Annotated in this window: 24 protein-coding genes; 17 read left to right on the top strand and 7 right to left on the bottom strand. The window is 52.9% G+C overall.

The features are described from left to right. Positions 1-13 precede the first annotated feature (13 nt). Positions 14-73, bottom strand: coding sequence for a protein YpfM (ypfM, locus tag KXD89_RS06210; RefSeq protein WP_001386977.1), 60 nt, complete (start codon positions 71-73; stop codon positions 14-16). Between the two features lie 380 nt (positions 74-453). Here ypfM and KXD89_RS06205 point away from each other — a divergent pair, with 380 nt between their 5' ends. From KXD89_RS06205 to KXD89_RS06195, 3 genes are read left to right on the top strand one after another with little or no spacing between them, the layout of a single operon-like run. Then, complete coding sequence (locus tag KXD89_RS06205; protein ID WP_000258236.1) at positions 454-810, top strand: ArsC family reductase; 357 nt, start codon at positions 454-456, stop codon at positions 808-810. A gap of 3 nt (positions 811-813) precedes the next feature. Beyond that, positions 814-1,941: a succinyl-diaminopimelate desuccinylase gene (gene dapE / locus KXD89_RS06200; RefSeq protein ID WP_001277801.1), complete on the top strand. Its 1,128-nt coding sequence runs from the start codon at positions 814-816 to the stop codon at positions 1,939-1,941. 27 nt (positions 1,942-1,968) lie between these two features. Then, positions 1,969-2,169, top strand: coding sequence for a YpfN family protein (locus KXD89_RS06195; protein ID WP_000383836.1), 201 nt, complete (start codon positions 1,969-1,971; stop codon positions 2,167-2,169). Positions 2,170-2,278: 109 nt separating this feature from the next. Here the strand turns inward: KXD89_RS06195 and ypfH are convergent, their stop codons facing one another. The 6 genes from ypfH to dapA form a co-directional block, all read right to left on the bottom strand. Next, entirely contained in the window at positions 2,279-2,977 is a 699-nt protein-coding gene (ypfH, locus tag KXD89_RS06190) for an esterase (protein WP_000679799.1), read from the bottom strand. A 73-nt stretch (positions 2,978-3,050) separates the two neighbouring features. After that, the gene (tmcA, locus tag KXD89_RS06185) at positions 3,051-5,066 is read right to left on the bottom strand and encodes a tRNA cytosine(34) acetyltransferase TmcA (RefSeq protein WP_000829360.1); all 2,016 of its coding nucleotides are present in this window, start codon (positions 5,064-5,066) and stop codon (positions 3,051-3,053) included. Positions 5,067-5,080: 14 nt separating this feature from the next. After that, positions 5,081-5,944, bottom strand: a complete 864-nt coding sequence (locus tag KXD89_RS06180; protein ID WP_001267498.1) for a neutral zinc metallopeptidase — start codon at positions 5,942-5,944, stop codon at positions 5,081-5,083. Between the two features lie 167 nt (positions 5,945-6,111). Further along, the gene (gene purC, locus KXD89_RS06175) at positions 6,112-6,825 is read right to left on the bottom strand and encodes a phosphoribosylaminoimidazolesuccinocarboxamide synthase (RefSeq protein ID WP_001295467.1); all 714 of its coding nucleotides are present in this window, start codon (positions 6,823-6,825) and stop codon (positions 6,112-6,114) included. Positions 6,826-7,037: 212 nt separating this feature from the next. Next, complete coding sequence (gene bamC, locus KXD89_RS06170) at positions 7,038-8,072, bottom strand: outer membrane protein assembly factor BamC (protein WP_001297320.1); 1,035 nt, start codon at positions 8,070-8,072, stop codon at positions 7,038-7,040. A gap of 16 nt (positions 8,073-8,088) precedes the next feature. After that, positions 8,089-8,967 carry a 4-hydroxy-tetrahydrodipicolinate synthase gene (gene dapA, locus KXD89_RS06165; protein WP_001311023.1) on the bottom strand — a complete coding sequence of 293 codons (879 nt, stop codon included), beginning with the start codon at positions 8,965-8,967 and terminating at the stop codon, positions 8,089-8,091. 145 nt (positions 8,968-9,112) lie between these two features. On the opposite strand from dapA, the gene KXD89_RS06160 reads away from it, so the two are divergent. The 14 genes from KXD89_RS06160 (at position 9,113) to focB (ending at position 23,989) form a co-directional block, all read left to right on the top strand. Continuing rightward, a complete protein-coding gene (locus KXD89_RS06160; protein ID WP_000176187.1) occupies positions 9,113-9,685 on the top strand; it encodes a glycine cleavage system transcriptional repressor in 573 nt (190 codons plus the stop codon). Then, positions 9,685-10,155 carry a thioredoxin-dependent thiol peroxidase gene (gene bcp / locus KXD89_RS06155; protein WP_001068682.1) on the top strand — a complete coding sequence of 157 codons (471 nt, stop codon included), beginning with the start codon at positions 9,685-9,687 and terminating at the stop codon, positions 10,153-10,155. Before KXD89_RS06160 ends, bcp begins: the two co-directional genes overlap by 1 nt. A gap of 252 nt (positions 10,156-10,407) precedes the next feature. Then, the gene (hyfA, locus tag KXD89_RS06150; protein ID WP_001336048.1) at positions 10,408-11,025 is read left to right on the top strand and encodes a hydrogenase 4 subunit HyfA; all 618 of its coding nucleotides are present in this window, start codon (positions 10,408-10,410) and stop codon (positions 11,023-11,025) included. Further along, positions 11,025-13,043, top strand: a complete 2,019-nt coding sequence (gene hyfB, locus KXD89_RS06145) for a hydrogenase 4 subunit B (protein ID WP_000339455.1) — start codon at positions 11,025-11,027, stop codon at positions 13,041-13,043. The genes hyfA and hyfB overlap by 1 nt, the downstream gene beginning before the upstream one ends. 10 nt (positions 13,044-13,053) lie before the next feature. Next, positions 13,054-14,001, top strand: coding sequence for a hydrogenase 4 subunit HyfC (gene hyfC / locus KXD89_RS06140; RefSeq protein WP_001311024.1), 948 nt, complete (start codon positions 13,054-13,056; stop codon positions 13,999-14,001). A 16-nt stretch (positions 14,002-14,017) separates the two neighbouring features. After that, the gene (gene hyfD / locus KXD89_RS06135) at positions 14,018-15,457 is read left to right on the top strand and encodes a hydrogenase 4 subunit HyfD (RefSeq protein ID WP_000429104.1); all 1,440 of its coding nucleotides are present in this window, start codon (positions 14,018-14,020) and stop codon (positions 15,455-15,457) included. An 11-nt stretch (positions 15,458-15,468) separates the two neighbouring features. Next, the gene (gene hyfE / locus KXD89_RS06130) at positions 15,469-16,119 is read left to right on the top strand and encodes a hydrogenase 4 membrane subunit (protein ID WP_000147987.1); all 651 of its coding nucleotides are present in this window, start codon (positions 15,469-15,471) and stop codon (positions 16,117-16,119) included. A 4-nt stretch (positions 16,120-16,123) separates the two neighbouring features. Then, entirely contained in the window at positions 16,124-17,704 is a 1,581-nt protein-coding gene (gene hyfF, locus KXD89_RS06125) for a hydrogenase 4 subunit F (RefSeq protein WP_000122577.1), read from the top strand. Then, positions 17,694-19,361, top strand: coding sequence for a hydrogenase 4 catalytic subunit HyfG (gene hyfG / locus KXD89_RS06120; RefSeq protein ID WP_001102321.1), 1,668 nt, complete (start codon positions 17,694-17,696; stop codon positions 19,359-19,361). Before hyfF ends, hyfG begins: the two co-directional genes overlap by 11 nt. Positions 19,362-19,370: 9 nt before the next feature. After that, positions 19,371-19,916, top strand: a complete 546-nt coding sequence (gene hyfH, locus KXD89_RS06115) for a hydrogenase 4 subunit H (protein WP_000916055.1) — start codon at positions 19,371-19,373, stop codon at positions 19,914-19,916. After that, complete coding sequence (gene hyfI / locus KXD89_RS06110) at positions 19,913-20,671, top strand: hydrogenase 4 catalytic subunit HyfI (RefSeq protein WP_000075558.1); 759 nt, start codon at positions 19,913-19,915, stop codon at positions 20,669-20,671. The genes hyfH and hyfI overlap by 4 nt, the downstream gene beginning before the upstream one ends. After that, on the top strand, positions 20,664-21,077 hold the full coding sequence (gene hyfJ / locus KXD89_RS06105; protein ID WP_001326580.1) for a hydrogenase 4 assembly chaperone HyfJ: 414 nt from the start codon (positions 20,664-20,666) through the stop codon (positions 21,075-21,077). The genes hyfI and hyfJ overlap by 8 nt, the downstream gene beginning before the upstream one ends. Before the next feature lie 29 nt (positions 21,078-21,106). Beyond that, positions 21,107-23,119 carry a DNA-binding transcriptional regulator HyfR gene (hyfR, locus tag KXD89_RS06100; protein ID WP_001251544.1) on the top strand — a complete coding sequence of 671 codons (2,013 nt, stop codon included), beginning with the start codon at positions 21,107-21,109 and terminating at the stop codon, positions 23,117-23,119. A gap of 21 nt (positions 23,120-23,140) precedes the next feature. Beyond that, positions 23,141-23,989 (top strand): formate transporter FocB, encoded by an 849-nt coding sequence (gene focB / locus KXD89_RS06095; protein ID WP_001244734.1) that lies wholly within the window; start codon positions 23,141-23,143, stop codon positions 23,987-23,989. Positions 23,990-24,012 lie beyond the last annotated feature (23 nt).

The following is a 24,012-nucleotide window of genomic DNA, read 5'->3' as shown; positions in this document are numbered from 1 at the left end:
TTTGTCTCAGGAATTACTTACGAAGCATAACTTCGATAAAGTCTTTCCAGTTCCCCAGTTCACGTTCAATCATAACAACCTCTCTTATAATTATGGGTATTCTACGGAAACAATATACCGTGGTGAAGCTAATTTACTCGATTGCTGCGATGACTACCTCCGGGGGACAAATCTTATGTAAATACTATGGTCCTGCGGTGATGATTTGTATGTGATACACAGCAACATTTCGAGATATTCATACGGCATCTAATACTGATTTAATTCTGGTTAAAATACAGACAGATAACAAGATGAATATTCTTAATGTTTACGTTAAAAATGTTTAATATTATTTAATAGTTGTTAATTTGAATACTTCGATAATGTTATATTTCCTGATAATCATTTGCAGGCAAAATGTTTTCACCCTTAAATGAGTATTTATTCTCATAAATCGAAAAAGGATTCATTATGGTTACACTTTACGGTATCAAAAATTGTGACACCATTAAAAAGGCTCGCCGTTGGCTGGAAGCCAATAACATCGACTATCGTTTTCATGATTACCGCGTCGATGGGCTGGACAGCGAATTATTGAACGATTTTATCAACGAATTAGGCTGGGAAGCGTTACTCAACACCCGTGGTACAACCTGGCGTAAACTGGACGAAACCACCCGCAATAAAATCACCGATGCGGCCTCTGCGGCGGCATTAATGACTGAAATGCCTGCAATTATCAAACGTCCATTGCTCTGCGTGCCCGGTAAGCCTATGCTGCTGGGTTTCAGTGATTCCAGTTATCAGCAATTTTTCCATGAGGTGTAGTCTATGTCGTGCCCGGTTATTGAGCTGACACAACAGCTTATTCGCCGCCCTTCCCTGAGTCCTGATGATGCAGGATGCCAGGCTTTGTTGATTGAACGTTTGCAGGCGATCGGTTTTACCGTTGAACGCATGGACTTTGCCGATACGCAGAATTTTTGGGCATGGCGTGGGCAGGGTGAAACGTTAGCCTTTGCCGGGCATACCGACGTGGTGCCGCCTGGCGACGCCGATCGTTGGATCAATCCCCCGTTTGAACCCACCATTCGTGACGGCATGTTATTCGGGCGCGGTGCGGCAGATATGAAAGGCTCGCTGGCGGCGATGGTGGTGGCGGCAGAACGTTTTGTCGCACAACATCCCAACCATACGGGGCGACTGGCATTTCTGATCACCTCTGATGAAGAAGCCAGTGCCCACAACGGTACGGTAAAAGTCGTCGAAGCGTTAATGGCACGTAATGAGCGTCTCGATTACTGCCTGGTTGGCGAACCGTCGAGTATCGAAGTGGTAGGTGATGTGGTGAAAAATGGTCGTCGCGGATCATTAACCTGCAACCTTACCATTCATGGCGTTCAGGGGCATGTTGCCTACCCACATCTGGCTGACAATCCGGTACATCGCGCAGCACCTTTCCTTAATGAATTAGTGGCTATTGAGTGGGATCAGGGCAATGAATTCTTCCCGGCGACCAGTATGCAGATTGCCAATATTCAGGCGGGAACGGGCAGTAACAACGTTATTCCGGGTGAACTGTTTGTGCAGTTTAACTTCCGCTTCAGCACCGAACTGACTGATGAGATGATCAAAGCGCAGGTGCTTGCCCTGCTTGAAAAACATCAACTGCGCTATACGGTGGATTGGTGGCTTTCCGGGCAGCCATTTTTGACCGCGCGCGGTAAACTGGTGGATGCGGTCGTTAACGCGGTTGAGCACTATAATGAAATTAAACCGCAGCTACTGACCACAGGCGGAACGTCCGACGGGCGCTTTATTGCCCGCATGGGGGCGCAGGTGGTGGAACTCGGGCCGGTCAATGCCACTATTCATAAAATTAATGAATGTGTGAACGCTGCCGACCTGCAGCTACTTGCCCGTATGTATCAACGTATCATGGAACAGCTCGTCGCCTGATGAGTGGTTCTGCAAGAGGAAATAAGCATGGACTGGCTGGCTAAATATTGGTGGATTCTGGTGATTGTCTTTTTGGTAGGCGTCCTGCTGAACGTGATTAAAGATCTCAAGCGCGTCGACCATAAGAAATTTCTCGCCAACAAGCCGGAGCTTCCCCCGCATCGTGATTTCAACGATAAGTGGGACGATGACGACGACTGGCCGAAAAAGGATCAACCGAAGAAGTAAGCTGAGTGCTCAACCGTAGGCCGGATAAGGCGTTAACGCCGCATCCGGCAATGGTGAACGATGCCTGATGCGACGCTCACGCGTCTTATCAGGCCAGGTAATCTGTCTTTTACATCATTTCAATCACATCATCATCGCCAGGCTTACCGCCACTTAGCGCTTCGTCGAAATAATGTTTCGGAATGGTATAACGCAAGTGATCCAGGGCAAATTGCATACTGCGATTGTCGATCGCATGGCCTAAATCCTCCACGATATCCAGCGTCACGTCACCACCGGCACTGATTAACGCTTCCTGCGCCGCAACCGCATGCGCCAGATCGATAACCGGATCTTCACCGCCATGAATCAGGTGAATTGTCGTGGCTGTAGACGCAGTTTCCGGCAGGCTCGCATAGCGTCCGTTAAAAGCAATGACGCGTGAAGCAAGGCCCGGTTCGGCTTTAATGCTCTCCAGCACCATAATCGCGCCTTGAGAGAAACCGATGAGCGCCGTGGCGTTAGCCCCTACTCCGCTCTGTTTCTGCCAGTAGCGCACCGTTTCAATAAACGTCGGCATGATCGCATCCACACGCGCCTGGCGATTATCTTCCGTAATACCCTGCACCGAAAACCACTGACGCCCCGCCGGATTACCGCTCGGCTCCGCGCCACCGACACTCACCACCAGCGCATCAGGAAACAGCGGTGCAAACCAGTTGCCTATTTCCCCCATTGCCACCGGGTTATCCCCGACACCGTGGAAAAGCAGTAACAACTGTTGCGCAGGTTTATCCGGGCTTTGAACAACAAAATGGTCATGTTTCATGGCGAACTCCTTAACTGATGTCATTAATTTTACGCCGCTGACTCACAATGACCATGAGATAAAATTGAAGGAGTCAGTGAAATAATTGCCATTGCGTTATGCGATCGCGCAGACGCTCAGTGCGAACATCATTAAGTGCGAACAGCGCCTGCGCGGCCTCTTCCCGCTGACGGACCAGTAACATCTTGCGGCCTGAAAGTTTAAGTGTGGTACATAACTGCGCATCACTGGCGTTTTTCTGTAAACGCCCACGCAGCGCCGGTAATGCCAGTTCACTGGTTTGTAACAGACGCAATAAGCAACCTAACGACGTTAATAGCGGACGATGAGCGAAAGCAAAACCGGCCAGTTCAAGCCAGTCGTCGTCAGAAAGGACGGCATCGTTTAGTGGATCAACAGGAAGCGTTTCGCCATTCCACTGCGCGAGAGCTTGCGCATCGCGACGTAAACGGTAATGCTCACGTTCAGCCAGCTGTTTACCCGCATCACTCATCGGTAACAGCGCCATCGCCGTATAGCAACCGCTGCTGGCTTCCCGATGATTACCCATCCGCACCAGCACAAAACCGCAGCGTTGCCAGAAACGCCATAACTCCCCGGTGTAACCAAAACTCACCGAAAGATAGTCGAGGTCTTGCGTATATTGCAAAGCACCAGCAATAAGTTGCCGCCCTGTGCCTTCCCGCTGACGAGCCGGATGAACTGCTATCCGGCTGACCCGCCGTCCACGCAATGTCGCCGCCAGTGGATTGTTGCCGTGCGCCGCCAGCGACTGGGCCACCAGATTACCCCGCGGGCGACGAAAACCTGCCCATACCGCCTGACTGAGTTGTTGAGATAATCCACCCTCATCCACCAGCCACAGCGCCCCGGCAATCTCGTTTTCGCCAGCCGCCTGTAAAAAATGTTGCCCTGGTGCATCCATCATCCGGCGTAAATCCAGCGGCGAAGTCCGATAGTGCGCACCAGACAAGAGCTGATAAACCTTTAACGGCGTTTCTGGATCGCTTTGCCATAACGTCTGTTCAAATGCGGAAATGACAATATTGCCTTGTGGTGTATGGGTGAAGTTTTCATCGTCAAAAACCAGTGCCTCGCTGACCATTTTTTCCAGCGGGCATCCCTGCGCCCAGCGGATCGGCTGTTGCAGTTCAAAACGGTGTAAATGCGGAAAGCGAGCGCAAAATTTCAGCAAAAAACCACGTCCGGTGCCTTCGTAGCCCTGCACCGTAGTGGTTAACAACGTTCGAGGAAAACGCGATACCAGTTGATGCAACAATGGCGCAGGTATGGCTGCGGCTTCATCGACCACCAGCCAGTCGGCTTGCTCATCGCTGGCTAACAAGGCATCCGGCGCAATAAAGCGAAACTTCTCGCCCGCAAATTGTGCCAGTACATCCGTTGACGCTTTTGCGGGCGCGGTGACAATCGCTCTGCCCGCAATACGAGAAATGAGTTGCCCTGCCAACGCCGACTTACCGCGCCCACGCGCAGCCGTTACCGCTGCCACGCCCGGCGGCATGGTCATTAGCTGCTTTAAGAGTTGCTGTTGTTCTGGTTGTGGTGCGCCAGTCGCGGGGTACCAGTCAGTACGGGGAGTAAAATGCGCCAACGAGAATGGCTGGTTTTGCCGCCAGAGGATAGCCTCGTTATCCGCCGTAAGTACGCGTTTGAGATGCTGGACAAAATGCGGCGTCGCAATAGGGTCAGGGCAATCACTCCAGCGCAGCGAGTCGGCATCAGGTTGGTTTTCCCACTCTTCCCATACAGGGAGTAACAAAACCAGCCAGCTTCCCGCTTTCAACGTTCCGCTAAGTGCGGCAAAGGCAGCGGCATCAAAGCCGTGGCGGGCGTCGAATACCGCATGCCGGAACTCGCGCCCAAGTAAAGTTTGTAGTGCCGAGGGAGAACAGTGGTTTTCAGCATCTGGCCGCGGCGAAATCCACAGCCAGTCGCCAGGTAAGGCATCACGCAACTTAAGAGTATGCTCAAAACACCAACCCTCTTCCCCGCTCAACACCAGCAAGCGGCGGATCCCTTCACGTTTCATTTGCGCTGTTAATGTGTGAAGCGCAGTCAGTTCAGCCATCCCTGCCCCGGAAGTTAAATGCTTTTACCAAAAGTATTGCATTGTGCCGGATCGCCGCTGTCGAAACCACGTTTAAACCAGCTGTAGCGTTGCTGAGAAGTGCCATGAGTGAAACTGTCTGGTACTACTCGCCCCTGACTTTGCTGTTGTAAACGGTCATCGCCGATGGCCTGCGCCGCGTTCAGCGCCTCTTCCAGATCGCCGGTTTCCAGAACGCCTTGCTGCTGCATACTATGCCCCCAGACACCGGCAAAACAGTCGGCCTGGAGTTCCATACGCACAGATAAGCGGTTTACTTCCGCCTGCGTCGCGTTTTGTTGCAGTTGACGAACTTTCGGCTCGATGCCTAACAGTTTCTGCACATGATGACCGACTTCATGGGCGATAACGTACCCCTGGGCAAAATCGCCATCCGCGCCAAGTTTGTCTTTCATGTCATCATAGAAGGAGAGATCGATATAAACCGTGCCATCCGCCGGGCAATAGAACGGCCCCATTATGGACTGGCCCGCCCCGCAGCCGGTACGCGTCATTCCACGGTACATGACCAGCTTCGGTTGCTGATAGGTCTTACCCATCTTCTCGAACTGTTGTCCCCAGGTGTCTTCCGTGGTTGCCAGAATCACCGAGGTGAATTTTGCGGCTTCGTCTTCATTTGGGCTAATTGACCGCGTTGATTGTTGTTGGGAAACCGGCTGCCCGGTCATCAACCCGGTTAAATCAACACCATAGTAGCCTGCAACCAGCACGACTATCAGTAAAATCAGCCCGCCTTTACCGCTTGGCAGGCGAAAACCGGGACCGCCCATAGATGGACCACCAGAGCTGTTGCGCCTGTCTTCAACATTGTCACTTTCACGTCGCCCTTGCCAACGCATAGATACCTCAACAATATATTCATTATAGAAATGATCGTAGGTGGTTCAGAGGAAGATTACCACAGGAAAGCGGGATGAAATGGCGGAGGAATGAGCGTTCAATGCATATATTCCGAGAGCGGTTGTCTTGCCGTGCCAGCTGCACGGCAAGATGATGAACAGAAAAATCAGTCCAGCTGTACACCCAGGCGGCGGGCGACGGCTTCATAGGCTTCGATCAGGCCACCGAGGCTCTGGCGGAAACGGTCTTTGTCCATTTTCTCCAGCGTTTCTTTGTCCCACAGGCGGCTACCGTCCGGGGAGAACTCATCACCCAGTACCACTTCGCCTTTGTACAGACCAAATTCCAGCTTGAAGTCGACCAGAATCAGACCAGCATCATCGAACAGTTTTTTCAGCACGTCGTTCGCTTTGTAGGTCAGCTCTTTCATACGCGCCAGGTTCTCTTTGCTCACCCAGCCAAAGGTTTCGCAGTAAGATTCGTTGACCATCGGATCGTGCATGGCGTCGTTTTTCAGGAACAGATCGAACAGCGGCGGGTTCAGCTCAATACCTTCTTCGATTCCAAGACGTTTCACCAGAGAGCCAGCAGCACGGTTACGCACGACACACTCAACCGGCACCATATCCAGCTTTTTCACCAGACATTCGGTATCGGAGAGCAGACGCTCCATTTGAGTCGGGATACCCGCTTCAGCCAGTTTGCTCATAATGAAGTAGTTGAACTTGTTGTTCACCATACCTTTGCGATCAAACTGCTCAATGCGCGCGCCATCCCCTGCTGACGTATCATTGCGGAATTCGAGCACCAACAGGTCCGGGTTTTCCGTGCTGTATACGGTTTTCGCTTTACCACGATACAACTCAGCTTGCTTTTGCATCTTTATCACTCCTGGGTGTGAATTAACGTTTTAAAATCTTTTGCTGTCTGGTGTGCCGGATGTTTTGTCGGATGCGGCGTGAACGCCTTATCCGAACTACGTCCGACAAACAAATTTCGTGCGAATTACCGCTAAAATCGCGTTTTCCTGCAGACGCACACGTTTGCGTATCATATCAGAAAAAAGGGCCGGATGATTCCAGCCCTGTATTTTTACTTGCTAAACGCAGCCTGGAAGACAGCTACCAGCGCGTCGTTCTGACTCTGAGTCAGAGTATGACCTTTCGGATCGATGAACTGTAGGCTGCTGCGGTTATCTAAATCGCCAACCTGCAGTTTATAGTCACCGGATGCCAGGCCTGGATCGCTCGCGCCCAGTTCCTGCCAGTCGCTGTCAGACAGCGGCTTATAAGTTACGGCCATGTTGCCCTGCGAACGGGTGCTGTCGGTCACTTTCATGCCCACTTTTTCCAGCGCCGCTGGCAGACGTTGCCAAACCACATTGAACGGCCCGCGTACGACCAGCATTGGTAAACCGGTGTCATCAGCTGCACTTTGTACGTCCATAGTGGTGGAGGCACGATTTTGCGCAGCGTTCGCGGCGTCAGTGGCAGATTTATCCAGACCGGCGGAAATAACGTTCATCATCTCCGTGCTGTAACGCTGCATGGAAGCCGCGTCTGCAACCGGTTTGCCCGCCTGTTCCAGGTTCAGCAGTTTAACCGTAACCGCCTGCTGATAACCCTGCGGCTTAACAGAGATTTGATAACGACCACGATACTGCTCGTCTTCGTCCAGACGGTTCCATTGTACCCAATCGGTGGTCAGTGTCTGACCAGCATCATCACGTTGGGTGATGGTGTAGTTTTTCGCCTGCAGCACGCTAACCACCTGCGGCCACAGAGTATTGCCACGACCATTTTCCACCAGCAATGAAGCGGTATCGCCCGTGAACTGGGTACGCGCGCCAGAAACCAGTGCCAGCGGCTGGGCTGGTGGACGAATGTCCAGCGCCTTACCGACAGCACCACTACCGTTGGTCACCGGGATTGCATAATCACCGGAGGTCACCGGCAAAATCATTCCAGCCGGGGCATGAAGCTCCGCAAGCGGTGCCGCTTCCAGGTAGGCTTCATCACCACTGACCTGACGCTTATAGCGTGAGTCAGAACTACAGGCAGCGAGTAATAAAACAAGCGAAACACCCGCAACCTTTGCCAGGCGCGACTTTTGAACAGAGTAAGCCATCAAATCTCCCTAAACTTTACAGCAAACCGGCATGCTTAAGCGCCGCTCTGACCGTCTCACGACCACTGTCGGTGATTGGTGTCATTGGCAGGCGCAGCGTATCGGTCGCCACAAGACCCAGTTCCTTACATGCCCATTTCACCGGGATTGGATTGGGTTCGACAAATAGTTTGTTGTGTAATGGCATCAGACGCTGATTAATAACGCGTGCCTCGGCAAAATGCCCTTCTGCTGCCAGTTTGCACATCTGGGCCATATCACGCGCTGCGACGTTAGCCGTAACGGAAATAACCCCATGACCGCCCAATTGCATGAAGTCCAGCGCGCTCGCATCATCGCCGCTCAGCAGAACAAAATCATCTGAAACCAGCTCTTTGATCTGGTTTACACGCGTTAAGTTCCCTGTTGCCTCTTTGATTCCGATAATATTTTTTACTTTCGCCAGACGGCCCACCGTTTCCGGGAGCAGATCGCAGCCAGTACGGGACGGCACATTATACAGAATTTGCGGCAGGTCAGTATGCTCAGCGATGGCTTTGAAATGCTGATACAAACCTTCTTGCGACGGACGATTGTAGTAAGGGGTTACCGTCAGGCAGCCGACGATACCACTGTCATTGAAGCGCTGCGTCAGGCTAATGGCTTCCGCAGTAGCGTTAGCGCCGGTCCCGGCAATTACCGGAATGCGCCCATCAGCCAGATCCAGCGTCATCATCACCACATCAGCATGTTCGTCATGATTTAAGGTAGCGGACTCGCCAGTGGTGCCAACAGAAACGATCGCCGAAGTACCGCTGGCGACATGATAATCAATCAGTTTTTTCAAGCTAGCCCGACAGACATTACCTTTTTCATCCATCGGAGTAACAATCGCGACAATACTTCCCGTGAACATGGGCCATCCTCTGTGCAAACAAGTGTCTCAATGGTACGTTTGGTATGGCATTAAAAGCAAGCAGACAGAACCGTTCTGATTGTTGTATGCATGTTTTTTTTATGCTTTCCTTAAGAACAACTCACCCCTTAAAGGAATAACCAGTTTGACACTGTCATCGCAACATTATCTGGTGATCACTGCGTTGGGTGCCGATCGCCCTGGAATTGTGAACACCATCACCCGTCATGTCAGTAGTTGCGGCTGTAATATTGAAGACAGTCGCCTGGCGATGCTGGGAGAAGAGTTCACGTTTATTATGCTGCTTTCCGGTTCATGGAATGCCATTACTCTGATTGAATCAACGTTACCGTTGAAAGGTGCCGAACTGGATCTTTTAATCGTGATGAAGCGCACGACGGCGCGTCCGCGTCCGCCAATGCCAGCATCTGTCTGGGTTCAGGTCGATGTGGCAGACTCCCCGCATTTAATTGAACGCTTCACAGCACTTTTCGACGCGCATCATATGAACATTGCGGAGCTGGTGTCGCGCACGCAACCTGCTGAAAATGAACGGGCTGCGCAGTTGCATATTCAGATAACCGCCCACAGCCCCGCATCTGCGGACGCAGCAAATATTGAGCAAGCGTTCAAAGCCCTATGTACAGAACTCAATGCACAAGGCAGTATTAACGTCGTCAATTATTCCCAACATGATGAACAGGATGGAGTTAAGTAATGAATCCACTGAAAGCCGGTGATATCGCACCGAAATTTAGCTTGCCGGATCAAGACGGAGAACAAGTTAATTTGACCGACTTCCAGGGACAGCGTGTTCTGGTTTATTTCTACCCGAAAGCCATGACCCCCGGCTGTACCGTACAGGCCTGCGGCTTACGCGATAACATGGATGAGTTGAAAAAAGCGGGCGTTGATGTGCTGGGTATCAGCACCGATAAACCCGAAAAACTCTCCCGTTTTGCGGAAAAAGAGCTGCTTAACTTTACGCTCCTGTCTGATGAGGACCACCAGGTGTGCGAACAATTCGGCGTCTGGGGTGAAAAGTCCTTCATGGGCAAAACCTACGATGGCATTCATCGCATCAGCTTCCTGATTGACGCTGATGGCAAAATCGAACATGTCTTTGACGATTTCAAAACCAGCAATCACCACGACGTTGTGCTGAACTGGCTGAAAGAACACGCCTGATTACTTTGCTCCATTCCGTGCTGGCTGCGCTTGCGGCCAGCATACCTCACTTCTCGTGATCAAGATCACATTCTCGCTTTCCCCTGCGACACGGGTGTCGAATCCATTTTTTGCTGAACGTTAATGACCATCATTTTTGTACCGTTCAGAATCCAGTTAATACATAACTTATTGAATATATTGAGTTAATCAGAATGGCATCCTTTATGCAATATGAAATGCAATGTTTCATATCATTTTCAAGGAGCCGACATGAACCGCTTTGTGGTGGCCGAACCACTGTGGTGTACAGGATGTAATACCTGTCTCGCTGCCTGTTCGGACGTGCATAAAACGCAAGGTTTACAGCAACACCCGCGCCTGGCCCTGGCGAAGACGTCAACAATCACTGCCCCTGTCGTGTGTCATCACTGTGAGGAAGCCCCTTGCCTGCAGGTCTGCCCGGTCAATGCCATCTCTCAGAGGGATGATGCGATCCAACTCAACGAAAGCCTCTGTATTGGCTGCAAGCTTTGCGCCGTGGTCTGCCCATTTGGCGCAATCAGCGCTTCAGGAAGCCGTCCGGTGAATGCCCATGCGCAATATGTTTTTCAGGCTGAAGGCTCACTCAAAGACGGCGAAGAAAACGCGCCAACACAACATGCTTTGCTGCGCTGGGAACCTGGTGTCCAGACCGTCGCGGTGAAATGCGACCTGTGTGATTTCTTGCCAGAAGGTCCGGCCTGCGTTCGCGCTTGCCCGAATCAGGCGTTACGGCTGATCACCGGTGATAGCCTGCAACGTCAGATGAAAGAAAAACAGCGCCTTGCCGCAAGCTGGTTTGCCAATGGCGGGGAGGATCCCCTTTCCCTCACTCAGGAGCAACGCTAATGGATGCCCTGCAATTATTAACCTGGTCGCTGATTCTCTATCTGTTTGCTAGTCTGGCTTCGCTGTTTTTACTCGGTCTGGACAGACTGGCTATTAAGCTTTCCGGCATCACATCGCTGGTGGGCGGCGTGATTGGCATCATCAGCGGAATTACGCAATTACATGCTGGTGTAACTTTAGTCGCCCGTTTTGCCCCCCCTTTTGAATTTGCCGATTTAACCCTGCGAATGGATAGCCTCTCGGCATTTATGGTGCTGGTTATCTCCTTGCTGGTGGTGGTTTGTTCTCTCTATTCATTGACTTATATGCGCGAATACGAGGGCAAAGGCGCGGCGGCGATGGGCTTCTTTATGAATATTTTCATCGCATCGATGGTTGCCCTGCTGGTGATGGACAACGCTTTTTGGTTCATCGTGCTGTTTGAAATGATGTCGCTGTCTTCCTGGTTTCTGGTCATTGCCAGGCAGGATAAAACGTCGATCAACGCTGGCATGCTCTACTTTTTTATCGCCCACGCCGGATCGGTGCTGATAATGATCGCCTTCTTGCTGATGGGGCGCGAAAGCGGCAGCCTCGATTTTGCCAGTTTCCGCACGCTTTCACTTTCTCCGGGGCTGGCGTCGGCGGTGTTCCTGCTGGCCTTTTTCGGTTTTGGCGCGAAAGCCGGGATGATGCCGTTGCACAGCTGGTTGCCGCGCGCTCACCCTGCCGCACCATCGCACGCTTCGGCGTTGATGTCTGGCGTAATGGTCAAAATAGGTATTTTCGGCATCCTGAAAGTAGCGATGGATCTGCTGGCGCAAACGGGTTTGCCTCTGTGGTGGGGCATTCTGGTGATGGCGATCGGCGCAATCTCCGCGCTCCTGGGCGTGCTATATGCGCTGGCGGAACAGGATATCAAACGGCTGCTGGCCTGGAGTACCGTCGAAAACGTCGGCATTATTTTGCTGGCAGTCGGTGTGGCGATGGTCGGTCTGTCACTGCACGACCCGCTGCTCACCGTGGTTGGACTGCTCGGCGCACTGTTTCATCTGCTCAACCATGCGCTGTTCAAAGGGCTGCTATTTCTCGGCGCGGGAGCGATTATTTCGCGTTTGCATACCCACGACATGGAAAAAATGGGGGCACTAGCGAAACGGATGCCGTGGACAGCCGCAGCATGCCTGATTGGTTGCCTCGCGATATCAGCCATTCCTCCGCTGAATGGTTTTATCAGCGAATGGTACACCTGGCAGTCGCTGTTCTCACTAAGTCGTGTGGAAGCCGTAGCGCTACAACTTGCGGGTCCTATTGCTATGGTAATGCTGGCAGTCACTGGTGGGCTGGCAGTAATGTGCTTCGTAAAAATGTACGGTATTACTTTCTGTGGTGCGCCGCGCAGTACACACGCTGAAGAGGCACAGGAAGTGCCAAATACGATGATCGTCGCCATGCTACTGCTCGCGGCACTCTGCGTATTAATTGCGCTTAGTGCCAGTTGGCTGGCACCGAAGATAATGCATATTGCCCATGCGTTTACCAATACCCCTCCCGCCACTGTCGCCAGCGGAATAGCACTTGTACCCGGCACGTTTCATACACAGGTCACCCCCTCATTACTGTTGCTGTTACTACTGGCGATGCCTTTGCTGCCTGGCCTTTACTGGCTGTGGTGTCGTTCGCGCCGCGCAGCGTTTCGTCGCACAGGAGATGCCTGGGCATGCGGCTACGGCTGGGAAAATGCGATGGCCCCGTCAGGCAATGGCGTGATGCAGCCGCTGCGTGTGGTCTTTTCTGCGCTATTTCGTCTACGACAACAGCTCGACCCTACGCTGAGGCTAAATAAAGGTCTTGCGCACGTCACCGCCAGGGCTCAGAGCACAGAACCCTTCTGGGATGAGCGGGTGATCCGCCCCATCGTGAGCGCCACCCAACGGCTGGCCAAAGAAATACAGCATCTGCAAAGCGGCGACTTTCGTCTCTATTGCCTGTATGTGGTCGCCGCACTGGTTGTGCTGCTAATCGCTATTGCCGTCTAAGGAAATCACCATGAGACAAACTCTTTGCGACGGATATCTGGTCATTTTTGCGTTAGCACAGGCCGTGATTCTGCTGATGCTAACCCCACTTTTTACGGGTATTTCCCGGCAGATACGCGCGCGTATGCACTCCCGCCGCGGGCCGGGGATCTGGCAGGATTATCGCGATATCCACAAACTGTTTAAACGCCAGGAAGTTGCGCCGACATCTTCAGGTCTGATGTTCCGCCTGATGCCGTGGGTATTAATCAGCAGCATGCTGGTGCTGGCGATGGCCTTACCACTGTTTATTACCGTTTCCCCTTTTGCGGGCGGCGGCGATCTGATCACCCTTATCTATCTTCTTGCCCTGTTTCGTTTTTTCTTTGCTCTTTCCGGGCTGGATACCGGAAGTCCGTTTGCGGGAGTCGGTGCCAGTCGCGAGTTGACGCTCGGCATTCTGGTCGAACCAATGCTTATTCTCTCACTGCTGGTATTGGCGCTGATAGCAGGTTCCACGCATATCGAGATGATCAGCAATACGCTGGCGATGGGCTGGAACTCGCCGCTAACCACCGTACTGGCGTTACTGGCCTGTGGTTTTGCCTGCTTCATTGAGATGGGAAAAATTCCCTTTGATGTTGCTGAAGCAGAACAGGAATTACAGGAAGGCCCGCTGACCGAATATTCCGGTGCCGGGCTGGCGCTAGCGAAATGGGGGCTGGGGCTGAAACAGGTCGTGATGGCATCACTGTTTGTGGCCCTGTTTCTGCCCTTTGGGCGCGCGCAAGAACTTTCTCTCGCCTGCCTGCTGACTTCACTTGTCGTTACGCTGCTCAAGGTTTTGCTGATTTTTGTACTGGCCTCAATCGCAGAAAACACGCTGGCACGCGGGCGTTTTTTACTCATTCACCATGTGACCTGGCTTGGCTTCAGCCTTGCTGCGCTTGCATGGGTCTTCTGGTTAACCGGTCTGTAAGGAGCACTGACGGAATATGGAAAATCTTGCTCTGACGACGTTATTGCTGCCTTTTATCGGCGCACTGGTCGTTTCGTTTTCGCCACAACGTCGGGCCGCCGAATGGGGGGTTTTGTTCGCCGCGCTGACCACGCTGTGCATGTTGTCACTGATCTCCGCGTTTTATCAGGCCGATAAAGTTGCCGTCACGTTGACGTTGGTCAACGTGGGGGATGTGGCGTTGTTTGGCCTGGTCATTGATCGCGTGAGTACGCTGATTCTGTTTGTGGTGGTGTTTCTCGGTTTGCTGGTCACGATCTACTCCACGGGTTATCTGACGGATAAAAATCGCGAACACCCGCATAACGGCACGAATCGTTATTACGCATTTTTACTGGTGTTTATCGGCGCGATGGCGGGACTGGTACTCTCCTCGACGCTGCTCGGTCAGTTGTTGTTTTTTGAAATTACAGGCGGCTGCTCCTGGGCGTTGATCAGTTATTACCAGAGCGATAAAGCGCAGCGTTCAGCACTAAAAGCGTTACTTATCACTCATATCGGCTCGTTGGGGTTGTATCTTGCCGCCGCCACGCTGTTTTTGCAGACCGGAACGTTTGCGCTTAGCGCGATGAGCGAGTTACACGGCGACGCACGTTATCTGGTTTATGGCGGCATCCTGTTTGCCGCGTGGGGGAAATCGGCCCAGCTACCGATGCAAGCGTGGCTACCGGACGCAATGGAAGCGCCAACACCGATCAGCGCCTATCTCCACGCCGCATCGATGGTGAAAGTGGGCGTTTACATTTTTGCCCGCGCTATTATCGACGGCGGCAATATCCCGCATGTGATTGGCGGCGTTGGCATGGTCATGGCACTGGTCACCATTCTTTATGGCTTTCTGATGTATTTGCCACAGCAGGATATGAAGCGGTTGCTAGCCTGGTCGACCATCACTCAACTTGGCTGGATGTTCTTCGGCTTGTCGCTCTCCATCTTCGGCTCGCGGCTGGCGCTGGAGGGCAGCATCGCCTACATCGTCAACCACGCGTTCGCTAAAAGCCTGTTTTTCCTTGTAGCAGGTGCGCTGAGTTACAGCTGCGGCACGCGCTTGTTGCCGCGTCTGCGTGGCGTATTGCACACCCTGCCGTTGCCAGGCGTGGGTTTCTGCGTGGCAGCGCTGGCGATTACCGGCGTGCCGCCGTTCAACGGCTTCTTCAGTAAATTCCCGCTGTTTGCTGCCGGTTTTGCGTTGTCAGTGGAGTACTGGATCCTGCTGCCCGCCATGATTCTTCTGATGATTGAATCGGTCGCCAGTTTCGCCTGGTTTATTCGCTGGTTTGGTCGCGTTGTGCCTGGCAAACCGAGCGAGGCCGTCGCCGATGCCGCACCGCTGCCAGGATCAATGCGCCTGGTGTTGATTGTACTGATTGTGATGTCGCTGATTTCCAGCGTAATCGCCGCGACCTGGTTGCAGTAAGGAGATGATGAATGACCGGTTCTATGATCGTAAATAATCTGGCGGGACTGATGATGCTGACATCGCTGTTTGTGATTAGCGTCAAAAGCTATCGCCTGTCATGCGGATTTTACGCCTGCCAGTCACTGGTGCTGGTGTCTATTTTCGCCACTCTCTCGTGCCTGTTCGCCGCAGAGCAACTGCTGATCTGGTCCGCCAGCGCCTTTATCACCAAAGTGCTGCTGGTACCGTTAATCATGACTTACGCTGCACGAAATATTCCCCAGAACATCCCGGAAAAAGCGTTATTCGGTCCGGCAATGATGGCACTGCTCGCGGCGTTAATTGTCCTGCTTTGCGCATTTGTCGTTCAGCCCGTGAAGCTACCGATGGCTACCGGGCTGAAACCGGCGCTGGCGGTAGCGTTAGGTCATTTTCTGCTTGGCCTGCTGTGCATTGTCAGCCAGCGCAATATCCTGCGGCAAATTTTTGGTTACTGCCTGATGGAAAACGGCTCCCATCTGGTGCTGGCGCTTCTTGCCTGGCGAGCACCGGAACTGGTGGAAATAGGTATCGCTACCGACGCCATCTTCGCCGTCATTGTGATGGTGTTACTGGCAAGAAAAATATGGCGTACCCACGGCACGCTGGACGTGAACAACTTGACCGCGCTGAAGGGATAATGAGATGAGTTATTCTGTGATGTTCGCTTTACTCCTGCTCACGCCGCTGCTTTTTTCGCTGCTCTGTTTTGCCTGCCGGAAACGGAGACTTTCTGCGACTCGCACGGTGACCGTATTACATAGCTTAGGGATCACACTGCTGCTGATTCTGGCACTCTGGGTGGTCCAAACTGCCGCTGATGCAGGAGAAATATTCGCTGCGGGACTGTGGCTTCATATTGATGGTCTGGGCGGTTTGTTCCTCGCCATTCTTGGTGTGATTGGCTTTCTCACCGGTATTTACTCGATTGGCTACATGCGTCATGAAGTGGCACACGGCGAGCTTTCACCCGTTACGCTGTGCGATTACTACGGTTTCTTCCATCTGTTTTTGTTCACCATGCTGCTGGTTGTTACCAGCAATAACCTGATTGTGATGTGGGCGGCGATCGAAGCCACCACCTTAAGCTCGGCGTTTCTGGTAGGCATTTACGGTCAGCGTTCATCGCTGGAAGCTGCATGGAAGTACATCATTATTTGTACTGTTGGTGTCGCTTTTGGTCTGTTCGGTACCGTGCTGGTATACGCCAACGCCGCCAGCGTTATGCCGCAGGCAGAAATGGCGATATTCTGGAGCGAGGTTCTTAAGCAATCGTCCTTGCTTGACCCAACATTAATGCTGTTGGCCTTTGTGTTTTTGCTAATTGGCTTTGGTACCAAAACCGGGCTATTTCCCATGCACGCCTGGCTGCCGGATGCTCACAGTGAAGCGCCGAGTCCGGTCAGCGCCCTGCTCTCCGCCGTATTGCTGAACTGCGCGCTGTTGGTGCTGATTCGCTATTACATCATTATTTGCCAAGCCATCGGCAGCGATTTCCCCAACCGGTTGTTGCTCATCTTCGGCATGTTGTCGGTTGCCGTGGCGGCATTTTTCATTCTGGTACAGCGGGACATTAAGCGTCTGCTGGCGTACTCCAGCGTGGAGAACATGGGGCTGGTCGCGGTGGAGCTAGGCATTGGCGGGCCGCTGGGAATTTTTGCCGCGCTGCTGCACATCTTAAACCACAGTCTGGCAAAAACGCTGCTGTTCTGCGGTTCCGGCAATGTACTGCTCAAGTACGGCACGCGCGATCTCAACGTCGTCTGTGGGATGCTCAAAATCATGCCATTTACCGCCGTGCTGTTTGGCGGCGGTGCGCTGGCGCTGGCAGGGATGCCGCCCTTCAACATTTTTCTTAGCGAATTTATGACCATTACCGCCGGACTGGCACGTAATCACCTGCTGATTATCGTCCTGCTGTTATTGCTGTTAACGCTGGTGCTGGCGGGCCTGGTACGGATGGCTGCGCGGGTGTTAATGGCGAAACCGCCGCAGGCCGTTAACCGGGGTGATCTCGGCTGGTTGACCACCTCGCCAATGGTGATTCTGCTGGTCATGATGCTGGCGATGGGAACGCATATTCCACAACCTGTCATCAGGATCCTGGCGGGCGCTTCCACTATAGTCCTCTCAGGGACGCACGATCTGCCTGCACAACGTAGCACCTGGCATGATTTTTTGCCTTCAGGCACCGCATCTGTTTCGGAGAAACACAGTGAACGTTAATTCATCGTCAAATCGTGGCGAAGCGATTCTCGCCGCCCTGAAAACGCAGTTCCCCGGCGCGGTGCTGGATGAAGAGCGACAAACGCCTGAACAGGTCACCATTACGGTGAAAATCAATCTGCTGCCTGACGTTGTACAGTATCTTTATTATCAACATGATGGCTGGCTTCCGGTCCTGTTTGGCAACGACGAGCGGACACTTAACGGTCATTACGCGGTTTATTATGCCCTTTCAATGGAAGGGGCCGAAAAATGCTGGATTGTGGTGAAGGCGCTGGTCGATGCCGACAGTCGGGAGTTTCCGTCAGTCACACCGCGCGTCCCTGCCGCGGTCTGGGGCGAGCGAGAAATTCGCGATATGTACGGGCTGATTCCGGTTGGCCTGCCGGATCAGCGTCGCCTGGTGTTGCCCGATGACTGGCCGGAAGATATGCATCCGCTGCGCAAAGATGCGATGGATTATCGACTGCGCCCTGAACCGACGACTGATTCCGAAACGTATCCGTTTATCAATGAGGGCAACAGCGATGCGCGGGTGATCCCTGTCGGCCCGCTGCATATCACCTCCGATGAACCGGGTCACTTCCGCTTGTTTGTGGATGGCGAGCAAATTGTCGATGCTGATTACCGCCTGTTTTATGTCCATCGCGGCATGGAGAAACTGGCAGAAACGCGGATGGGCTACAACGAAGTGACCTTCTTATCGGACCGCGTGTGTGGGATTTGCGGTTTTGCCCACAGTGTGGCCTATACCAATTCGGTTGAAAATGCACTGGGGATTGAGGTGCCGCAACGAGCACATACTATTCGCTCGATTCTGCTGGAAGTCGAACGGCTACACAGTCATTTGCTTAACCTTGGCCTCTCCTGCCATTTCGTTGGTTTTGATACCGGCTTTATGCAATTTTTCCGCGTGCGGGAAAAGTCGATGACGATGGCGGAATTGCTGATCGGGTCGCGTAAAACCTACGGTCTGAATCTGATTGGTGGTGTTCGCCGCGATATTCTCAAAGAGCAACGTCTGCAAACGCTGAAACTGGTGCGCGAGATGCGCGCCGACGTGTCGGAGCTGGTAGAGATGCTGCTTGCTACGCCGAATATGGAACAACGCACTCAGGGCATTGGCATTCTCGACCGACAAATCGCCCGTGATTTGCGCTTTGATCACCCCTACGCCGACTACGGCAATATTCCAAAAACACTGTTTACCTTTACCGGCGGCGATGTTTTCTCCCGCGTGATGGTCCGTGTCAAAGAGACGTTTGATTCGCTGGCAATGCTGGAATTTGCCCTCGACAACATGCCGGATACCCCACTGCTGACCGAAGGCTTTAGCTATAAACCTCACGCATTCGCGCTGGGCTTTGTTGAAGCGCCACGCGGTGAAGACGTGCACTGGAGCATGCTCGGTGATAACCAAAAATTGTTCCGCTGGCGCTGCCGTGCCGCCACCTACGCCAACTGGCCGGTGTTGCGTTACATGCTGCGCGGCAATACCGTTTCTGACGCACCGCTGATTATCGGTAGCCTTGATCCCTGCTACTCCTGTACCGACCGTGTGACGCTGGTAGATGTGCGCAAGCGCCAGTCAAAAACCGTGCCGTATAAAGAGATCGAACGCTACGGCATTGATCGTAACCGTTCGCCGCTGAAGTAAGGACAGAAGATGCTGAAGTTACTGAAAACTATTATGCGCGCCGGAACCGCGACGGTGAAATATCCCTTCGCGCCACTGGAGGTCAGCCCTGGCTTTCGCGGAAAACCGGACCTGATGCCCAGCCAATGTATTGCCTGCGGTGCCTGCGCCTGTGCTTGTCCGGCAAATGCGCTGACTATCCAGACCGACGACCAGCAAAATTCGCGCACCTGGCAGCTCTATCTGGGGCGTTGTATTTACTGCGGACGTTGTGAAGAAGTGTGCCCGACCAGAGCCATCCAGCTTACCAATAACTTTGAACTGACCGTCACCAATAAAGCCGATCTCTATACCCGCGCGACGTTCCATCTACAACGTTGCAGCCGTTGCGAACGCCCGTTTGCCCCGCAAAAAACCATCGCACTGGCTGCTGAATTGTTAGCACAGCAACAAAATGCGCCACAAAACCGCGAAATGTTGTGGGCGCAAGCGAGCGTCTGCCCGGAATGCAAACAACGCGCGACGCTGATCAACGACGATACAGATGTACTGCTGGTGGCTAAGGAGCAGCTATGAGTCCAGTGCTTACACAACATGTCAGCCAGCCCATCACGCTGGACGAGCAAACGCAAAAGATGAAGCGGCATTTGCTACAGGATATCCGTCGCTCGGCTTACGTTTATCGCGTCGATTGCGGCGGCTGCAACGCCTGTGAAATCGAAATTTTTGCTGCCATTACACCAGTATTCGACGCAGAACGTTTTGGCATTAAGGTTGTTTCATCACCGCGTCACGCCGATATTTTGTTATTTACTGGCGCAGTCACCCGGGCGATGCGTATGCCTGCACTTCGGGCGTATGAGTCTGCCCCCGATCATAAAATTTGTGTTTCCTACGGCGCGTGCGGTGTCGGCGGCGGTATTTTCCACGATCTCTACAGCGTCTGGGGCGGTAGCGACACCATTGTCCCCATTGATGTTTGGATCCCCGGCTGCCCGCCAACACCGGCCGCCACCATTCACGGTTTCGCCGTGGCGCTCGGTTTGCTGCAACAGAAGATTCACGCTGTGGATTATCGCGATCCCACCGGGGTGACTATGCAACCGTTGTGGCCGCAGATCCCGCCATCACAGCGTATCGCCATTGAGCGAGAAGCGCGGCGGCTGGCGGGCTATCGTCAGGGGCGAGAAATTTGCGATCGGCTCCTGCGCCATTTAAGCGACGATCCTACAGGAAATCGGGTTAACACCTGGTTGCGCGATGCCGACGATCCACGTCTCAATAGTATCGTTCAGCAACTCTTTCGCGTACTCCGGGGGTTACATGACTGAAGAGTGCGGGGAAATTGTTTTCTGGACGCTGCGAAAAAAGTTTGTCGCCAGTAGCGACGAGATGCCGGAACACAGCTCTCAGGTAATGTATTACTCGCTAGCTATCGGCCATCACGTTGGCGTGATTGATTGTCTGAATGTCGCCTTCCGCTGCCCACTGACGGAATACGAAGATTGGCTTGCACTGGTCGAAGAGGAGCAAGCCCGACGTAAGATGCTGGGGGTGATGACTTTTGGTGAGATTGTTATTGACGCCAGCCACACCGCCCTGTTGACCCGGGCATTCGCGCCACTGGCGGATGACGCGACGTCTGTGTGGCAGGCGCGTAGCATTCAATTCATTCATCTGTTGGATGAAATTGTGCAGGAACCGGCCATCTATCTGATGGCCAGAAAAATTGCGTGAGAAGGATTTCTCATTAATAAGGACTGTTGATGGCTATGTCAGACGAGGCGATGTTTGCCCCGCCACAAGGAATAACAATTGAAGCGGTAAACGGAATGCTCGCGGAGCGGTTAGCACAGAAACACGGCAAGGCGTCTTTATTACGCGCCTTCATCCCGCTGCCGCCGCCGTTCAGCCCGGTACAACTTATTGAACTGCATGTTCTCAAAAGCAACTTCTATTACCGCTACCATGATGATGGCAGCGATGTGACGGCAACAACAGAGTATCAGGGCGAGATGGTCGATTATTCGCGTCACGCCGTCCTTCTCGGCAGTAGTGGAATGGCGGAGCTACGCTTTATTCGCACCCACGGCAGTCGTTTTACTTCCCAGGATTGCACACTGTTTAACTGGCTGGCGCGGATAATCACCCCGGTTCTGCAATCATGGCTCAATGATGAAGAACAGCAGGTGGCGCTGCGTTTGCTGGAGAAAGATCGCGATCATCATCGGGTACTGGTTGATATTACTAATGCAGTGCTGTCACATCTTGATCTCGACGATCTGATCGCTGACGTCGCTCGTGAGATCCATCATTTTTTCGGTCTGGCTTCAGTCAGTATGGTACTGGGCGATCATCGAAAGAACGAGAAGTTCAGCCTGTGGTGCAGCGATCTTTCTGCCTCACATTGTGCGTGTCTGCCACGCTGTATGCCTGGCGAAAGTGTATTGCTGACACAAACGCTACAAACCCGACAACCGACCTTGACGCACCGTGCAGATGATCTGTTTCTCTGGCAACGCGACCCGTTATTACTCTTACTTGCATCTAACGGCTGCGAATCTGCGCTCCTTATACCGCTTACCTTTGGCAACCATACACCGGGTGCATTGTTGCTGGCGCATACCTCTTCCACTCTCTTTAGTGAGGAAAACTGCCAGCTACTACAACACATAGCCGATCGCATCGCTATTGCCGTTGGCAATGCCGATGCCTGGCGTAGCATGACCGATTTGCAGGAAAGTTTGCAGCAAGAAAACCACCAGCTTAGCGAGCAGCTCCTTTCGAATCTGGGCATCGGTGACATTATCTATCAAAGCCAGGCAATGGAAGACCTGCTCCAGCAGGTAGATATTGTGGCGAAGAGCGACAGTACGGTGTTGATTTGTGGTGAAACCGGAACTGGCAAAGAGGTGATCGCCAGAGCGATCCATCAACTTAGCCCGCGACGCGACAAGCCGCTGGTCAAAATCAACTGCGCTGCCATCCCCGCCAGTCTTCTGGAAAGTGAGTTATTCGGTCATGACAAAGGGGCGTTTACTGGTGCGATTAATACCCATCGTGGTCGTTTTGAAATTGCCGATGGCGGCACGTTGTTTCTCGATGAAATTGGCGATCTGCCGTTAGAACTTCAGCCTAAACTGCTGCGCGTATTGCAGGAGCGGGAGATTGAGCGTCTCGGCGGGAGTAGAACGATCCCGGTGAATGTCAGAGTCATTGCCGCCACCAACCGTGATTTGTGGCAAATGGTTGAAGATCGCCAGTTTCGCAGCGATCTCTTTTATCGCCTGAATGTCTTCCCACTGGAATTGCCGCCGCTACGCGACCGTCCGGAAGATATCCCTCTTTTAGCAAAACATTTCACGCAAAAAATGGCGCGCCATATGAATCGCGCAATTGACGCCATCCCGACCGAGGCACTACGCCAGTTGATGTCGTGGGATTGGCCGGGCAACGTGCGCGAGCTGGAAAACGTGATTGAGCGGGCGGTACTGTTGACTCGTGGTAACAGTCTGAATTTACATCTAAATGTCCGACAAAGCCGTTTACTGCCGACGCTAAATGAAGATTCAGCGCTTCGCAGTTCAATGGCGCAGTTACTGCACCCGACGACGCCAGAGAATGACGAAGAAGAACGTCAGCGCATTGTTCAGGTATTGCGAGAAACCAATGGCATTGTTGCCGGGCCCCGTGGCGCAGCGACGCGATTAGGGATGAAGCGCACCACGCTGCTGTCACGAATGCAGCGGCTGGGGATCTCGGTTCGCGAGGTGTTGTAATCTGCTTTTGCAGGAGTATGCATGAGAAACAAACTCTCTTTCGACTTGCAGTTGAGCGCCAGAAAAGCGGCAATCGCTGAACGGATTGCCGCCCATAAAATTGCCCGCAGTAAAGTGTCGGTCTTTTTAATGGCGATGTCCGCTGGCGTGTTTATGGCGATCGGATTTACTTTTTACCTTTCCGTTATCGCCGATGCCCCGTCTTCACAGGCATTAACCCATCTGGTGGGCGGCCTTTGCTTTACACTCGGCTTTATTTTGCTGGCGGTTTGCGGCACCAGCCTGTTCACCTCGTCGGTAATGACGGTGATGGCAAAAAGTCGGGGCGTTATTAGTTGGCGAACTTGGCTGATTAACGCACTTCTGGTGGCCTGCGGTAATCTGGCAGGTATTGCCTGTTTCAGTTTGTTAATCTGGTTTTCCGGGCTGGTGATGAGTGAAAACGCGATGTGGGGAGTCGCGGTTTTACACTGCGCCGAGGGCAAAATGCATCATACATTTACTGAATCTGTCAGCCTCGGCATTATGTGCAATCTGATGGTTTGCCTGGCGCTGTGGATGAGTTATTGCGGGCGTTCGTTATGCGACAAAATCGTCGCCATGATTTTGCCCATCACCCTGTTTGTCGCCAGTGGCTTTGAGCACTGTATCGCCAATTTGTTTGTGATTCCGTTCGCCATTGCCATTCGCCATTTCGCCCCTCCCCCCTTCTGGCAGCTGGCGCACAGTAGCGCAGACAATTTTCCGGCACTGACGGTCAGCCATTTTATTACCGCCAATCTGCTCCCGGTGATGCTGGGTAATATTATCGGCGGTGCGGTGCTGGTGAGTATGTGTTATCGGGCTATTTATTTACGTCAGGAACCCTGAAAAATCAGCCCGGCGAAACAGTT

It is taken from the genome of Escherichia sp. TC-EC600-tetX4, assembly GCF_019356055.1.
Lineage (GTDB): Bacteria > Pseudomonadota > Gammaproteobacteria > Enterobacterales > Enterobacteriaceae.
This window is presented reverse-complemented; position numbering and strand designations above follow the sequence as displayed.

Coding starts and splice junctions, on each gene's coding strand:
- purC (WP_001295467.1), bottom strand. CDS start 6,825: ATGCAAAAGCAAGCTGAGTTGTATCGTGGTAAAGCGAAAACCGTATAC.
- bamC (WP_001297320.1), bottom strand. CDS start 8,072: ATGGCTTACTCTGTTCAAAAGTCGCGCCTGGCAAAGGTTGCGGGTGTT.
- hyfF (WP_000122577.1), top strand. CDS start 16,124: ATGAGTTATTCTGTGATGTTCGCTTTACTCCTGCTCACGCCGCTGCTT.
- focB (WP_001244734.1), top strand. CDS start 23,141: ATGAGAAACAAACTCTCTTTCGACTTGCAGTTGAGCGCCAGAAAAGCG.
- dapE (WP_001277801.1), top strand. CDS start 814: ATGTCGTGCCCGGTTATTGAGCTGACACAACAGCTTATTCGCCGCCCT.
- hyfA (WP_001336048.1), top strand. CDS start 10,408: ATGAACCGCTTTGTGGTGGCCGAACCACTGTGGTGTACAGGATGTAAT.
- dapA (WP_001311023.1), bottom strand. CDS start 8,967: ATGTTCACGGGAAGTATTGTCGCGATTGTTACTCCGATGGATGAAAAA.
- hyfJ (WP_001326580.1), top strand. CDS start 20,664: ATGACTGAAGAGTGCGGGGAAATTGTTTTCTGGACGCTGCGAAAAAAG.
- hyfC (WP_001311024.1), top strand. CDS start 13,054: ATGAGACAAACTCTTTGCGACGGATATCTGGTCATTTTTGCGTTAGCA.
- bcp (WP_001068682.1), top strand. CDS start 9,685: ATGAATCCACTGAAAGCCGGTGATATCGCACCGAAATTTAGCTTGCCG.
- hyfE (WP_000147987.1), top strand. CDS start 15,469: ATGACCGGTTCTATGATCGTAAATAATCTGGCGGGACTGATGATGCTG.
- hyfH (WP_000916055.1), top strand. CDS start 19,371: ATGCTGAAGTTACTGAAAACTATTATGCGCGCCGGAACCGCGACGGTG.
- hyfR (WP_001251544.1), top strand. CDS start 21,107: ATGGCTATGTCAGACGAGGCGATGTTTGCCCCGCCACAAGGAATAACA.
- ypfH (WP_000679799.1), bottom strand. CDS start 2,977: ATGAAACATGACCATTTTGTTGTTCAAAGCCCGGATAAACCTGCGCAA.
- KXD89_RS06180 (WP_001267498.1), bottom strand. CDS start 5,944: ATGCGTTGGCAAGGGCGACGTGAAAGTGACAATGTTGAAGACAGGCGC.
- hyfB (WP_000339455.1), top strand. CDS start 11,025: ATGGATGCCCTGCAATTATTAACCTGGTCGCTGATTCTCTATCTGTTT.
- hyfI (WP_000075558.1), top strand. CDS start 19,913: ATGAGTCCAGTGCTTACACAACATGTCAGCCAGCCCATCACGCTGGAC.
- KXD89_RS06205 (WP_000258236.1), top strand. CDS start 454: ATGGTTACACTTTACGGTATCAAAAATTGTGACACCATTAAAAAGGCT.
- KXD89_RS06195 (WP_000383836.1), top strand. CDS start 1,969: ATGGACTGGCTGGCTAAATATTGGTGGATTCTGGTGATTGTCTTTTTG.
- tmcA (WP_000829360.1), bottom strand. CDS start 5,066: ATGGCTGAACTGACTGCGCTTCACACATTAACAGCGCAAATGAAACGT.
- hyfD (WP_000429104.1), top strand. CDS start 14,018: ATGGAAAATCTTGCTCTGACGACGTTATTGCTGCCTTTTATCGGCGCA.